The following is a 14,314-nucleotide window of genomic DNA, read 5'->3' on the forward strand; positions in this document are numbered from 1 at the left end:
CGCGTCGGACTGTCGCTCACGACGCTCGACGCCGATCTCGCGCGGCGGATGGAGCCGCGCGCGCCCTCCCCGGCCCGCCGCCTCGCCACAATGCGCAAGCTCGCGGAGGCGGGGGTGCAGGTGCGTGTCATGGTCTCGCCGGTGGTGCCGGGGCTCACCGACCACGAGATCGAGGCGATTCTCGAGGCCGCCGCCGGGGCCGGCGCGGTGGCGGCGAGCTGGGTGATGCTGCGCCTGCCGCGCGAGGTCTCGGGCCTCTGGCAGGAATGGCTGGCAGAGCACCGGCCCGACCGCGCCGGCCGCGTCATGGCCCGCCTGCGCGAGATGCACGGCGGGCAGGACTACCGCGCCGACTGGGGCCGGCGGATGCGCGGCGAGGGCGTGCACGCCGAGCTCATCGGACAGCGCTTCGCGAAGGCGGCGCGGCGGGCAGGGCTCGCCGAACACCTGCCGCCGCTGCGCACGGACCGTTTCGCGCCGCTCACCGCCGGACCGGACCAGATGCGGCTCCTGTAGGCCCTCGCCGGGTCCGACACGCGCCGAACGCCATGAAAACCGCGACACTGCATCCGCAGCGGACGCACGCCACGGGCGGCGCGCCCGCGCGCCGCGGGTCAGTCGCGGCGACGGCGCCGGCGGCGCTGGGGCTGCGCGTCCTGCGGACCGGTGCCGTCGGAGGCGGAGGAGAATTGCCCGAGCGCCTGCACGATCCGATCGAGCGTCGGGCGCGGCCCCTGCGGCCGCGTCTCCAGCGTCTCGCGCATCCGCGCGAGGTGCGCGGGCTCCGTCCCGCAGCAGCCGCCGATGATCCGCGCGCCGGCGTCGCGGGCGAGCACGGCGTAATCGGCCATCAGCGCGGGCGTGCCGTCGTAGTGGATGTGGCCGTCCACGAACTTCGGGATGCCGGCGTTGCCCTTGGCGATCACGGGGCGCGTCGCGCCGGCCTCGGCGAAACCGAGCACGGTGCGCAAGAGGTCCGCCGCCCCGGTGCCGCAGTTGGCGCCGAAGGCGATCGGCGGATTGGGCAGGCTTTCGACCAGCTCGATCATGCCGGGCGCGGTCACCCCCATCATGGTGCGCCCGGCGGTGTCGAAGCTCATGGTGCCGCACCACGGCATCCCTGCACGCGCGAAGGCCTCCGCGGCGGCGCGGTATTCCTCCGGCGCCGCGATCGTCTCGAGCCAGAGGACGTCGGCGCCACCCTCCTTCAGCCCCTCCGCCTGCTCGTGGAACATCTCCACGGCCTCCGCGTGGCCGAGGCTGCCGACCGGCTCCATGATGTCGCCCGTGGGCCCGACGGAGCCCGCGACGACCACCGGGCGGCCGGCGGCGTCGGCCACCTCGCGCCCGATCCCGGCGGCGGCGCGGTTGAGCTCGCGCACGCGGTCCTGCGCGGCGTGGAGCTTGAGCCGCGAGGCGTTGCCCCCGAAGGAGTTGGTGAGGAAGAGGTCGCTGCCCGCGTCGACAGCGCCCTGATAGAGGCGGCGGATGCGGTCGGGATGATCGACGTTCCAGAGCTCCGGCGCATCGCCGGACGAGAGCCCCATCTCGAAGAGCGTGGTGCCCGTCGCCCCGTCGGCGAGGAGCCAGTCGCGCGTTTCGAGCAGCCGGGTCAGACGATCGGTCATCGGGGACTCCACGCGGGGCGGCGGCCTGTCACGGCTGCCGGATCGGGACAGGGGACCGGTTGCGTCGCGCTCAGCGCTCTTCGAGCAGCTGGCCCTTGGCGACGGCGAGCAGGTCGGCCATCTTCGCGCGGATCTCCTCGGGCGTGGCGAGGTTTCCGAGGTCGCCGGCCACCTTGCGCACCACGTCCTCGTGGCCCGCCTCCTCGAAGTCGGCCTTGACCACCTCGCGGGCGTAGGCCTCGGCCGCCTCGCCGGTCTTGCCCAGCTTCTCGGCCGCCCAGAGGCCCAGGAGCTTGTTGCGGCGGGCCTCGGCCTTGAACTGCATCTCGGCGTCATGGGCGAACTTCGCCTCGAAGGCGTGCTCACGGTCGTCGAAGGTGCTCATCGGTCGTGTCCTCGGAATGCCTGCGCGGCCCGCGCCGCGCGTTCGGAATGCCTGCGCGGCCCGCGCCGCGCGTCGCGACAAGATATGCCCGTCCGCGCCGCGCGCCGCAAGGGCCGCGCGGCGCCGCGCTTGCGGCGGGGGGCGCCATGCCCTATGTCCACGCCATTGCCGCCGGGGCCCGACCCCGGCGCGTTTTGATGGAGTCCCGATGGCGCGGCGCAACAAGATCTACGAGGGCAAGGCGAAGATTCTCTACGAAGGGCCCGAGCCCGGCACCCTCGTTCAGTATTTCAAGGACGACGCCACCGCCTACAACGCCGAGAAGCACGACGTCATCGACGGCAAGGGCGTTCTCAACAATCGCCTGTCCGAGTTCTTCATGACCGGGCTCAACGGCATCGGCGTTCCGACGCATTTCATCCGCCGGCTCAACATGCGCGAACAGCTCGTGCGCGCCTGCGAGATCATCCCGCTCGAGGTGGTGGTGCGCAACGTCGCCGCAGGCTCGATGGCCAAGCGGCTCGGCATGGAAGAGGGCACGCCCCTGCCGCGCCCGATCGTCGAATACCATTACAAGGACGACGCGCTTGGCGATCCGCTGGTGACCGAGGAGCATATCGCCGCCTTCGGCTGGGCGAGCCAGCAGGATCTCGACGACATGCTGAGCCTCGCGCTCCGCGTGAACGATTTCCTCTCGGGCGTGATGGTGGCGGTCGGCATCCGGCTCGTCGACTTCAAGATCGAGATCGGGCGTCACTACGAGGGCGATTTCCAGCGCCTGATCGTGGCCGACGAGATCAGCCCCGATTCCTGCCGTCTCTGGGACATCCAGACGGGCCAGCGGCTGGACAAGGACGTGTTCCGGCGCGACCTGGGCAATCTCTCCGACGCCTACACCGAGGTCGCACGGCGCCTCGGGGTCATGCCGAAGAACGCCTCCGTCGGGACGAAACCGCATCTCATCAACTGAGCCGGCGGGGCGGAGCGGCGGGGGCCCGTCGGGTATGTCTGGACCATTGAAGGAACGGGGCGCGCGATGAAGGCACGGGTCACGGTGATGCTGAAGGACGGGGTGCTCGACCCCCAGGGAGAGGCGGTGCGCCACGCGCTCGGCGCGCTCGGCTTCGGCGGTGTCGCCGGCGTGCGGCAGGGCAAGCTGATCGAGCTCGACCTCGCCGAGGGCACGACGCGCGAGGAGGTGGAGGGCATGTGCGAGGCGCTGCTCGCCAACACCGTGATCGAGCGCTACGAGATCGAGATGGGCTGATGCGCGCCGCGCGGCTTTCCGCCTGGCGCGCGCCGCTGGAGCTCGTCGCGGCGCCCGATCCGGCACCGCCGGCGGGCGGCGTGGTGCTGCGCGTGCTGGCCTGCGGGATCTGCCGGTCGGACTGGCACGTCTGGACGGGCGCGGACCCGGATGTCGCCCTGCCCCATATCCCCGGGCACGAGTTCTGCGGCGAGGTGGTGGCGACCGGCGCCGGCGTGACGCGCTGGCGGGCGGGCGACCGGGTGATCGCGCCCTTCATCCTTGCCTGCGGCGCCTGCCCGGACTGCGCCGCGGGGCATCAGACGACCTGCGCGCACCAGGTGCTTCCGGGCTTCACCGCGCCGGGGGCCTTCGCCGAATACGTGGCGGTGGATCATGCCGACGCAAACCTCGCCGCGCTGCCCGGGGGCGTGGCGCCGGATCTCGCCGCGGCGCTCGGCTGCCGCGTCACCACCGCATGGCAGGCGCTGACCGGGCGCGCGGCGCTCGCGCCCGGCGAATGGCTCGCCGTGATCGGCGGCGGCGGCGTGGGCATCGCGGCGCTTCTGCTCGCCCGCGCGCTCGGCGCGCGCGTCGTGGTCGTGGACGTGGTGCAGGAGAAGCTCGACTTCGCGCAGCGCCTCGGCGCCGATGCGGTGGTCGACGCGGGGCGGAGGGACGCGCCGGAGGCGGTGCAGGAGATCACCTCGGGCGGCGCGCATGTCGCGCTGGAGGCGCTGGGCACCGCGGAGACGACGGCCACGGCGCTGAAATCGCTGCGCAAGCTCGGCCGCATGGTGCAGGTGGGGATGCCGGCGGGGGATCACGCCACGATGACGCTGCCGTGGGACGTGGTCTATTCCGGGCAGCTTGCCATCTACGGCACGCGCGGCATGCCCGCCTGGCGCTATCCGCCGCTTCTCGATCTGATCGCGGACGGCCGGGTGGACCTTTCGCCCCTGGTGACCCGGCGTGTCGCGCTCTCGGAGGTCACCGGGGAACTCGCCGCCTTCGACCGCCCCGCCCCGCCGGGGGTCGCCGTCGTCACCGATTTCACCGCCTGAAGGAGGGCTTCATGCGCGCCGCCGTTCTCGTCTTTCCCGGCTCCAACTGCGACCGCGATCTCGCCGTGGCGCTCCGCGCGGCAGGCGCGCAGGTGGAGATGGTCTGGCACAAGGACACCGTGCTGCCCGAGGGCACCGATCTCGTCGCGCTGCCGGGGGGCTTTTCCTACGGCGACTACCTGCGCTGCGGCGCGATCGCCGCGCAGTCGCCGATCTGCGGCGCCGTCGCGCGTCATGCCGAACGCGGGGGCTACGCGCTCGGAATCTGCAACGGCTTCCAGGTGCTGACCGAGATGCGGCTTCTGCCCGGCGCGTTGATGCGCAACGCCGGGATCACCTTTCTCTGCCGCACCGAGCGCCTGATCGTGCGAAGCGCCGACAGCGACTTCACGCGCGGCTATGCGCAGGGGCAGGACATCGCCCTGCCCGTCGCGCACCACGACGGCAACTACGCCGCCTCGGAGGACGACCTCGACCGGCTGGAAGGGGAGGACCGGGTGGCCTTCGCCTACGCCGAGACCCCGAACGGATCGGCGCGCGACATCGCCGGCGTGCTTTCGGAGAACCGGCGCATCCTCGGGCTGATGCCACACCCGGAACGGGCGGTGGACGCCGCGCATGGCGGCACCGACGGGCAAGCGCTCTTCCGTGCGCTGGTGGGGGCGCTCGCCGATGCCTGACTTGTTCGTGCGCCCGCAGGGCCGTATCCTTCGACCATGCGGGAGGACGGCAGTTCGACAAAGCGGCGCGGCGGGCCGCTGACCTGGCGCGGGCGCCTTGCCCTCGCCGCGATCGTCGCGGTCGCCGTCGGCGTCGTCTGGGTCACGAACGCCTTTCTCTCGGAGCGGTTCACCGAGACGACGCGCAACCGTGCGGAGGTCCGCCTCGCGCTCTACTCCGGCAACCTCGTCTCGGAACTGCGGCGCAACGCGATCGTGCCGCAGCTCCTCGCGCGGGATCCTGCGCTGATCGGCGCGCTCAACTCCGGCGATTTCACGCAATCGACCCAGCGCCTGATGAGCTTCGTCGACGAGATCGGCGCCGCCTCGCTGATGCTGCTCGACAAGGAAGGGCGCGCCGTGGCGGCCACGGACCGGGAGCGGCTGGGCTCCACGCATCGCTCGGAGCCCTACTTCGTCGAGGCGCTGCGCACATCGGGCACCGTCTTCACCACGCTCCCGCGGGAGGAAGGCGGCTACCGCTTCACCTATTCGCGGCGCGTGGAGGGGCAGTCACGGACGCTGGGCGCGATCCTCGTGGAGGTCAACCTCGCCAAGTTCGAACGCACGTGGTCCGGCATCTCGGACGCGGTGATGGTCACAGACAGCCAGGGGACCATCGTGCTCTCGACGGAGCCGCGCTGGCGCGGGCTGACGGAGGCCGAGGCGCTGGAGCGCGAGCCGCCGCTCACCGCGATCCAGCGCGCCGTTCAGGAGGCCGTCGACTGGGCCACGATTCCGGCCGACGCCTACCTCGAGGGGCAGGCGGTGATGCGGATGGAGACGCGCATCCCCTTCCGGGGCTGGCGCATGGCGAGCTTCACCACCTACGCCAGCGTGCGCGACCAGGTGAACGCGGTGCTCGCGCTGGAGATCATGGCCTTCGCCATCCTGCTCGCGGGGGGCTTCTACCTGCTCAGCCGCAAGACGGCGCTGCGCATGGCGCTTTTTCAGCGGGAATCCGCCGAGCTGCGCGACCTGAACGCCCGGCTGCAACGCGAAATCGCCGAACGCGAGCGGATGCAGAAATCCCTCGCCGTCGCCGAGCAGAGCCTCGAGCAGAGCTCCAAGCTCGCCGTGCTGGGAGAGATGTCGGCCGCCGTCAGCCACGAGCTCAACCAGCCGCTCGCGGCGATGAAGACCTACCTCGCGGGCGCGCGGCTTCTTCTGCGGCGCAACCGCCCGGAGGAGGCGCTGACCGCCTTTCACCGAATCGACGGGCTGATCGAGCGCATGGGCGCGATCACCCGCCAGCTGAAAGCCTACGCGGGCAAGGGCGCCGACGCGCTCGCGCCGGTGGACCTCGCGGAGGCGCTGACCTCGGCGCTCTCGATGATGGAGCCGCAACTGCGGCAGGGCCGGGTCCGGATCAACCGCGTCCTGCCCGAGGCGCCGGTGATGGTGATGGGCGACCGCGTGCGCATCGAGCAGGTGATCGTCAACCTGATCCGGAACGCGTTCGACGCGGTCAAGAGCGCCCCCGATCCGGAGGTCGACATCCTGCTCGCCCGCGGCGAGACGGCGGTGCTGACCGTGCGCGACAACGGCGACGGAATCGAGGACCTGACCGCGCTCTTCGAGCCGTTCTATACCACGAAGGCACCGGGTGACGGGGTGGGCCTCGGGCTTGCGATTTCCTCCGGGATCGTCGCCGACCTCGGCGGACGGCTCACCGCGCGGAACGCCGAGGGCGGCGGCGCCGTCTTCGAGATGCAGCTTCCGGTCCTGAACGAAGAAACAAGAGCAGCGGAGTGAAGCGCCATGGCCAAGGCCACGAAGATCGCCATCGTCGACGACGAACGCGACATGCGCGAGTCGATCAGTCAGTGGCTCGCCCTCTCCGGCTTCGACACGGAAGCCTTCGAGGGCGCCGAGACGGCGCTGAAGGCGCTCGGCCCGGACTATCCCGGCATCGTGATCACCGACATCAAGATGCCCGGCATCGACGGAATGCAGTTCCTCAAGAAGCTGATGGGCCTCGACAGCGCGCTGCCTGTCATCATGATCACCGGCCACGGCGACGTGCCGATGGCGGTGGAGGCGATGCGCATGGGCGCCTTCGACTTCCTCGAAAAGCCTTTCGACCCCGAGCGCATGACGGAGCTGGCCAAGCGCGCCTCGGCCGCGCGGCGGCTCACGCTCGACACCCGGGCGCTGCGCCGCGACCTCGCCGAGGGCGGGCACATCATGCAGAAGCTGATCGGCGCCAGCGCGGCGATGGAGCGTCTGCGCGAGGATATCCTCGACCTCGGACAGGCGGACGGCCACGTGCTGATCGAGGGTGAAACCGGCACCGGCAAGACGCTGGTGGCGCACGCGCTGCATGCCGTGGGCAGCCGCGCGGGGCGGCGTTTCGTGCTCGTCTCCTGCGGCGCGCTGGAGGACGAGGCGCTCAGGCGCCGCCTCTTCGGCCCATCGGACACGGGCGAGGGACAGCTGCCCGCCGTCGAGGAGGCGCGCGGCGGCACGCTCGTGCTCGAGGATATCGAGACGCTGCCCGACGCGGTTCAGGCCCGGCTGCTGTCGATGCTCGACGAGGAGGGCACGCCGCCAGAGACGCGCGTCGTGGCCATCTCGAACCTCCAGGACGAAGGCGAGACCTGCGAGACGGTGCTGCGCCCGGACCTCTATTACCGCCTCGCCGCGCATCGTATCGTCGTGCCGCCGCTGCGCGCCCGCGGCGAGGACGTGCTGACCCTCTTCACCCGCCTGACCGAGCAGTTCGCCGACGAATACGGCTGCGAGACGCCGCAGGTCAGCGCGCAGGAGGCCGCACAGCTCCTGCAGGCGCCGTGGCCCGGCAACGTGCGTCAGCTCATCAACCTCGCCGAGCGCGCGGTGTTGCAGGCGCGGCGCGGCCAGGGCTCGATCGCCTCGCTGCTGATGAACGATCACGACGAGATGCGCCCGGTGATGACCACCGAGGGCAAGCCGCTCAAGGAATACGTCGAGGCCTTCGAACGGATGCTCATCGACAACGCCATGCGCCGGCACAAGGGCTCCGTCTCGGCGGTGATGGAGGAGCTTTCGCTGCCGCGCCGCACGCTGAACGAGAAGATGGCGAAATACGGCCTGCAGCGCGCGGATTACCTGTAACCGGGGGCCGCGCCCGGGTCTGCGCGCATTTTGCCATTGTATTCCGCGCGACCCTCGCCTTATTGTGTCGGGAGGCGTCGCGCCCAAGCGCCGCGACCGCCGCAGAAAGTTTCTCTGTTTCCGACGCTCAGGGGCGATCCGGCCCGACGATCCGGAACAGACCGATCCGGCGCACGCGCCGGCACGATCGCCCGGACCGCAGCCGCGGAGGGCCCGAACGGATGTCCCCCCGGGGATGTCGAAGTGGAACCGCGATGACGCGCAGACGACCCGATCGCACGGACGGATCGCCGGGAATGTTCCCGCCCTGCCGCGTCGCACCCATCGCACAGACAAGACACGGCCGCCCCGCCCTGCGCCCAGACGGCGCGCGCGCCGGGCCGCCGTGCGAACGGAAGACATGCCAAAGAAGATGCTTATCGACGCCACCCACGCGGAGGAGACCCGCGTCGTGGTGGTGGACGGAAACAAGGTCGAGGAATTCGATTTCGAGTCGGTCAACAAGCGCCAGCTCGCCGGCAACATCTACCTAGCCAAGGTCACGCGGGTCGAACCCTCGCTGCAGGCCGCCTTCGTGGATTACGGCGGCAACCGCCACGGCTTCCTCGCCTTCTCGGAAATCCATCCGGACTACTACCAGATCCCCGTCGCCGACCGCGAGGCGCTGATGGAGGAAGAGCGCGCCTACGCCGAGGAGCAGAACGCGCGCGACGAGCCGGACGAGGAGAAAAAGCCGAGGAAGAGCCGCACGCGCAGCCGCGCCAGGCCCGCACGGGCGAAAAGCGGCGATGCCGAGACGAGGGCCGACCCGGCATCCGACGCCATCGAGGGGATGGAGACGATCGACCCCGGCGACGGCTCCGAAGAGGGCACATCGCCCATGGAACGCGTGGGCGAGACCCCGGTCGCCGCGCCCGAGGACACGGGCGAGGCCGACACGGGCGAGACGGGCGGCAACGGCGCGCAGCCCAACGGCGAGGACGAGGAGCAGCCCTTCGTCGCCGCCGATCATGCCGCCGAGCGCGACGAGTCGATCGAGGCGGTCTCCGAGATCGACGATCAGGAGGACATCCGCCCGCCGCGCAAGCCGCGGCCGCGCCGCTACAAGATCCAGGAAGTGATCAAGGTCCGGCAGATCCTGCTGGTGCAGGTCGTCAAGGAGGAACGCGGCAACAAGGGCGCCGCGCTGACCACCTATCTCTCGCTGGCCGGGCGCTACTGCGTGCTGATGCCCAACACCGCCCGCGGCGGCGGCATCTCGCGCAAGATCACCAACGTCGCCGACCGCAAGAAGCTCAAGGAGATCGCGGGCGAGCTCGACGTGCCGCGCGGCGCCGGGCTGATCATCCGCACCGCGGGCGCCAAGCGCACCCGCGCCGAGATCAAGCGCGACTACGAGTACCTGCAGCGCCTCTGGGAGCAGATCCGCGAACTCACGCTGCAGTCGATCGCGCCGGCGAAGATCTACGAGGAGGGCGACCTCATCAAGCGGTCGATCCGCGACCTCTACAACCGCGAGATCGACGAGGTCCTGGTCGAGGGCGAGGCGGGCTACCGCAACGCCAAGGACTTCATGAAGATGATCATGCCGTCCCACGCCAAGAACGTGAAGCACTACCAGGATGCGCTTCCGCTCTTCGCGCGCTACCAGGTGGAAAGCTACCTCGGCTCGATGTTCAACCCGACGGTGCAGCTCAAGTCCGGCGGCTACATCGTGATCGGCGTGACCGAGGCGCTGGTGGCCATCGACGTGAACTCCGGCAAGGCCACCAAGGAAGGCTCGATCGAGGACACGGCGCTCCGGACCAATCTCGAAGCCGCCGAGGAGATCGCGCGCCAACTCAGGCTGCGCGACCTCGCGGGGCTGATCGTGATCGACTTCATCGACATGGACGAGCGCAAGAACAACGCCGCCGTCGAGAAGAAGCTCAAGGACAAGCTCAAGACCGACCGCGCGCGCATCCAGGTCGGCCGCATCTCGGGCTTCGGCCTTCTGGAGATGAGCCGCCAGCGCCTGCGCCCCGGCATGATCGAGGCGACGACGCAGCCCTGCCCGGCCTGCCACGGCACGGGTCTGATCCGCTCGGACGACAACCTCGCCCTCGCCATCCTGCGCGAGATCGAGGAGGAAGGCGTGCGCGGCCGCTCGCGCGAGGTCCTCGTGAAGGCGCCCGTCGCCATCGCCAACTACCTGATGAACCAGAAGCGCGAGCACATCGCGGTGATCGAGGCGCGCTACGGTCTTTCCGTGCGCATCGAGGGCGACCCGATGCTGGTCAGCCCCGATTACAGCGTCGAGAAGTTGAAACAGGCGACGCGCAGCGTGCCCGAGGCGGTTGTGCCCGTCGTCTCGCTCGCCACGACCGGCGTCGTGCCGGAGGAACCGGAGACGCCGGAGGAGCCCGAGGCACCTCAGGCCGCCCCCGCGCCGGCCGGAACCGCTGAAGAAGACGAGCCGTCGAAGACCAGGAAGAAGCGGCGCCGGAGGCGCCGCAAGAAGCCCGCGCAGGCGCAGCCCGGACAGGAAGAGAGCCTTTCCGAAGCCGCCGGCGCGCAGAGCCCGGCCGAGGCCGGCGAGCCGCTCGAAGCCACCGCGCCCGAGGAGACTCCGACCGCGGCGGCCGGTGACGCCGACGCCCCGCAGGACGGCGCGGCGCCGGGCGCCGATACCGGGGAGACCCCTGCCCCGAAAACGCGCACGCGGCGCAGGCGCCCCAGCCGCGCGCGCAGTTCGACCCCTGCCGAGGCCGCACCGGAAGCGCCCGCCGCCGCGGATGCCGCCGCGTCGGAGCCCACCGCTGAAGCTGAAGCGGCGCCGGACGCCCCGATCCCGGAACCTTCCGCCCCGGCCACGGAGCCTGCGCCTACCCCGGAGCCCGAGGCGGCACCCACCGCGGCGGAGACCGCGCCGGCGCCTTCGGCCGAGGTGCCGGAACCGCCGGCCCCCGCCGGGCCGGACGCGCCGCCGCCGGCAGAGCGCCCGGCCTCCGGAGGCGAGGCTGCGTCGAAGCCGACCCCCGCCGGACAGGAGCCCGAGCCGGTCGGCGCGGGCGACGGTGCCGAGGAGGCGCGCAAGCCGAGGAAGCGGGGCTGGTGGATGCTCGGCCCGCGCTGACCGTTGCCCCCGCCCGCGATGGCGTCCGCCGGGGCGCGGGAGCGGGCGGATCAGGCCTTGCGAACGGTGAAGCGGGTATGGTCCGCGCGATCCTCCGTGGCCTTGAGCCGGTGGCCGGCCTCGGCGCAGAAGTGAGGCACGTCGATCGCCGCCATCGGATCGTCGGCGAGCAGCGCGACCCGCGCGCAGATGCGCCTTCAGCTCGGCAAAGGCCATCTCGACCGGGTTCAAGTCGGGGCTGTAGGGCGGAAGGTATGGAAACCAGCGGCCTCGTGTGCGAAGCGCCTCGGCGGCGCGCTGGCTGCGATGGTGCCGAGGTTGTCGAGAATGAAAACCGTTCGCGGCGCGCGGCACCCGCACCGTTTCCGTCCCGAGGGCGCCGGTGAACTGCCGCGCAGGGTGCCCGGGCCGATACCCTTTCACGGGGCCAGCGCCCCGGTCGTAGCGAAGGCGACCAGAAAGCCGGCAAGTTCCTCAGCCAACAAGGCTTCGATGATCGTGCGGGCATTCGTCCGCAGCCACTCCTCGATCGGGTCGAACCCGGCCTCACCGGCCAGTAACGCAAAGCTCGCAGTCTCGGTCATCCGGTTCATGGGTTCGGGCATCCCTTCGGACCGGGGGCAGGAATGCCCGCACCTCCCTGGCGGTTGACGCCGCCGGTTGGGTGGGTGGATGTGCACCCGAAGATGACGCCGCCTGCAGATTTTCACCAACGCCGAGACACGACCGGCAGACATGCCGCGTGCGTCTTGTCGCAACCCGAAGTTCGTCCCGCAGTGCCATTGGCTCAGGGACTGGGCGCATCCATCACTGCCACCTTCTCGTGCTTTCCCATGCCACTCAGCAGGCATCTGAGGACATCCGACCCGGTGATCATCCGCTTCGCCCCCGGCGACCAGAGCAAGATGACCGTCTCGTCATGGCCGGCGTCCTTGGCGCGCAGCGTTGCGAGCAGGCCGAGGGCCATGTCGAGGGTTTCCGTCGGCCTCGTCACGACGGCCGGGCGATGGCAGTAGTCGTCCGGCGCCACATCGCTCCCGAGGATCAGAAAGTCCCGCAGGAACGCATTCGCGTTCAAGAGCAGACGCGGCTGCGCGTCGTCATCCGCAAGAACGATCCACTTCCTGCGCGACGCGGCCAGCTGACGGACGAAGGGATCGTCCTGCGCGCGCTCGAGTGCCGGAAAGACCGCGCGCCCCTCTTCGAAGGGGAGTTGCACGATGCTGTCGGGATCGAGCGGGTTGCCCTGATCCTGCACGACGAGGTCGTCGAGCGCGAGGAAGTTGATCGCCCCGATCGCTTCCACCCGCCCCACCTCGCTGCCGCTGTTCACGGCGTGGTAGCGAAGGATGTTGTGCAGCTCGCGTTCCCGGAACCAGGGCACGGTTTCGGTGCCGACCCATGCGTCCAGAAGACGGGCCGTGGGCTTTGCGAGCGGCCAGAGCAGGATGCGGTAGACCCGCAGGACCGGCGCGAAGATCGCGACAGCCCGCAGTGCGTTGCGGGAGAAATAGGCCTGCGGCCCGATCTCACCCAGTGCGGTGATGACGACGGTGGAAAAGAGAAAGGCAAGCACCCCCGCCATCACTGAATCCGCCAGCATGGTCAACGCGACGTTGATGGCGACATTGCCGATGAGGATCGTGACGAGCGTGAAATTCGCATCGCGCCTGAGCGCGAGGGCGCTGGAGGCGCTCTTGTCGCCTGCTGCTGCCGCCGCCTCGAGCCGGAGGCGGCTGAGGCTGAAGACGGCGATGTTCGACCCGGAGAACAGGGCCGATTGCGAGATGCAGAAAGCGATTCCCAACCAGATCAGTGCGTCGTTCATGAGGTCTCCCTTGAAATCCGCGTGAACCGGAGGTCCACGACGATCGTCCCGGCGGCAGTCTGAAAAGGACGCCACGACCCCATCAACCGGTTGGTCTCGCGAAATCCGCGGGGTCCTGTCGGGCGCCCGCCCTGCCATGTCGTCCACCCATTCTAACGGGGGCTGGCCACGACGTATCGGGCTGCGGTCGGGCGGCGCATGTCGAGCCCACCGATCACGGCCTGCATGCTGCGCTCCAGGCCATATCCGTGCCACACGTCCCGGTACCGGCCGTCGGAAAATCTCTCCTTGGCGGGTTTCACGACAAAGGCGTCGGCTTCGGCGCCCAGCGCGCCCGTCCGCCTCGACTCGGCAAAGAACGGGGCCGCATCGTATCCCTTGTCGGCCGCCAGTGTCATGCACCGTGTCGACCCCGGCGAGGGCCGCTCGATCATCTCCAGCGACACCTTGTGCTCCCGTTGACCAAGGAATGGGCCAGGTCCGCACGCCGTCCTCGCCGCCCGCAGCCATTGCGGTGCGGGCGTGAGGCAGAAGCTGCAACGCGCCGTGCGAGACCGTGTAGCCCGGGCCGAGCAGGATCATCGCCCCGCTGCAGCGGGATGGCTTGATCGCCAGGCGCCAGTGCATCGGCCTCGCCAGGCTGCGCCTGGACGCCCTCGCGTCAAGCAGCGGCGGCGAGAGCTCGACGACCGTCACCGCGGAGGCGGTCACGCAGGCGAGGCCGAGGGACAGGTACGCCGAGCGGCGGAGCTTCCTCTTGCTCCGCCTCCTCACGTCGGCCTGCCGAACCCTTCGGCCGAGGCCTGGACACAGAGCGTGGCGCTCTACCAAGACGAAAGCGCCGGGCGCGTGACGACGGGCGACGCGAGCGGCGCGAACGCGCAGATCGGCCACGCCTTCGCGCCCGCCGCCAACCCGTCGGACGAAAGGCTGGTGCTCCTCGGCCGCTGAGCGGTTCCCCGCCGCGTCCTCGGGGACGGCGCGCGCGGGGTATTCTCTGTCCCCGGCATCGCTGCCTCCCCTGCTGCGGCGCCTCGGAGTCGCCGCTTTTCTGTGTCCGCCCTCTTGCCGCCCCGCGCGGGCGCTAATCAACCTTAAGTAAATCAGGCCATAAGGCCGATGACACCCAACGACGTTTTGGCCGCTCCGTACCCTCCCCTACCTCTGCCTCTGGCGGTGCGCGTGCCGCGTGCCTCCCGCAGACCTCCCAGGCTCCTCCCGGCGTGCCTCCCG

Annotated in this window: 14 protein-coding genes and 1 pseudogene; 9 read left to right on the forward strand and 6 right to left on the reverse strand. The window is 70.4% G+C overall.

The genetic code is table 11. The annotated features are described in order from the left end of the window. Positions 1–516: radical SAM protein (locus ACESL7_RS05495; protein ID WP_372892251.1), on the forward strand; the 516-nt coding region annotated here is incomplete at its 5' end. A 98-nt stretch (positions 517–614) separates the two neighbouring features. Here ACESL7_RS05495 and bmt read toward each other — a convergent pair. Continuing rightward, a complete protein-coding gene (bmt, locus tag ACESL7_RS05500; RefSeq protein WP_372892252.1) occupies positions 615–1,628 on the reverse strand; it encodes a betaine--homocysteine S-methyltransferase in 1,014 nt (337 codons plus the stop codon). A gap of 70 nt (positions 1,629–1,698) precedes the next feature. Beyond that, complete coding sequence (locus tag ACESL7_RS05505; protein WP_372892253.1) at positions 1,699–2,013, reverse strand: DUF1476 domain-containing protein; 315 nt, start codon at positions 2,011–2,013, stop codon at positions 1,699–1,701. Between the two features lie 208 nt (positions 2,014–2,221). On the opposite strand from ACESL7_RS05505, the gene purC reads away from it, so the two are divergent. The 7 genes from purC (at position 2,222) to ACESL7_RS05540 (ending at position 11,253) form a co-directional block, all read left to right on the forward strand. Beyond that, a complete protein-coding gene (purC, locus tag ACESL7_RS05510; protein WP_372892255.1) occupies positions 2,222–2,983 on the forward strand; it encodes a phosphoribosylaminoimidazolesuccinocarboxamide synthase in 762 nt (253 codons plus the stop codon). Positions 2,984–3,049: 66 nt separating this feature from the next. Continuing rightward, positions 3,050–3,280, forward strand: a complete 231-nt coding sequence (gene purS / locus ACESL7_RS05515; RefSeq protein ID WP_372892257.1) for a phosphoribosylformylglycinamidine synthase subunit PurS — start codon at positions 3,050–3,052, stop codon at positions 3,278–3,280. Beyond that, on the forward strand, positions 3,280–4,323 hold the full coding sequence (locus ACESL7_RS05520; RefSeq protein WP_372892259.1) for an alcohol dehydrogenase catalytic domain-containing protein: 1,044 nt from the start codon (positions 3,280–3,282) through the stop codon (positions 4,321–4,323). The genes purS and ACESL7_RS05520 overlap by 1 nt, the downstream gene beginning before the upstream one ends. 11 nt (positions 4,324–4,334) lie before the next feature. After that, positions 4,335–5,003: a phosphoribosylformylglycinamidine synthase subunit PurQ gene (purQ, locus tag ACESL7_RS05525; protein WP_372892260.1), complete on the forward strand. Its 669-nt coding sequence runs from the start codon at positions 4,335–4,337 to the stop codon at positions 5,001–5,003. 36 nt (positions 5,004–5,039) lie between these two features. After that, positions 5,040–6,797 carry a sensor histidine kinase gene (locus ACESL7_RS05530; RefSeq protein WP_372892262.1) on the forward strand — a complete coding sequence of 586 codons (1,758 nt, stop codon included), beginning with the start codon at positions 5,040–5,042 and terminating at the stop codon, positions 6,795–6,797. Between the two features lie 6 nt (positions 6,798–6,803). Next, a complete protein-coding gene (locus ACESL7_RS05535; protein ID WP_372892264.1) occupies positions 6,804–8,138 on the forward strand; it encodes a sigma-54-dependent transcriptional regulator in 1,335 nt (444 codons plus the stop codon). A gap of 400 nt (positions 8,139–8,538) precedes the next feature. After that, on the forward strand, positions 8,539–11,253 hold the full coding sequence (locus ACESL7_RS05540) for a ribonuclease E/G (protein ID WP_372892266.1): 2,715 nt from the start codon (positions 8,539–8,541) through the stop codon (positions 11,251–11,253). A gap of 50 nt (positions 11,254–11,303) precedes the next feature. On the opposite strand, the gene ACESL7_RS05545 is transcribed toward ACESL7_RS05540, so the two are convergent. The 4 genes and pseudogenes from ACESL7_RS05545 to ACESL7_RS05560 all read right to left on the reverse strand — a co-directional run bounded on the left by ACESL7_RS05545 (position 11,304) and on the right by ACESL7_RS05560 (position 13,527). Then, a complete protein-coding gene (locus tag ACESL7_RS05545; RefSeq protein ID WP_372892268.1) occupies positions 11,304–11,408 on the reverse strand; it encodes a sulfurtransferase TusA family protein in 105 nt (34 codons plus the stop codon). 124 nt (positions 11,409–11,532) lie between these two features. After that, positions 11,533–11,846: pseudogene (locus tag ACESL7_RS05550) on the reverse strand (transposase); the annotation flags it as partial. Positions 11,847–12,040: 194 nt separating this feature from the next. After that, positions 12,041–13,081: a DUF21 domain-containing protein gene (locus ACESL7_RS05555; RefSeq protein ID WP_372892270.1), complete on the reverse strand. Its 1,041-nt coding sequence runs from the start codon at positions 13,079–13,081 to the stop codon at positions 12,041–12,043. A gap of 152 nt (positions 13,082–13,233) precedes the next feature. Further along, positions 13,234–13,527 (reverse strand): hypothetical protein, encoded by a 294-nt coding sequence (locus ACESL7_RS05560; protein ID WP_372892271.1) that lies wholly within the window; start codon positions 13,525–13,527, stop codon positions 13,234–13,236. A 175-nt stretch (positions 13,528–13,702) separates the two neighbouring features. Here ACESL7_RS05560 and ACESL7_RS05565 point away from each other — a divergent pair, with 175 nt between their 5' ends. Then, positions 13,703–14,032: a DUF2190 family protein gene (locus ACESL7_RS05565; protein ID WP_372892273.1), complete on the forward strand. Its 330-nt coding sequence runs from the start codon at positions 13,703–13,705 to the stop codon at positions 14,030–14,032. The last annotated feature ends 282 nt before the right edge of the window (positions 14,033–14,314 follow it).

The sequence above is a fragment of the Rhodosalinus sp. genome (genome assembly GCF_041685465.1).
Taxonomy (GTDB): Bacteria; Pseudomonadota; Alphaproteobacteria; order Rhodobacterales; family Rhodobacteraceae; genus Rhodosalinus.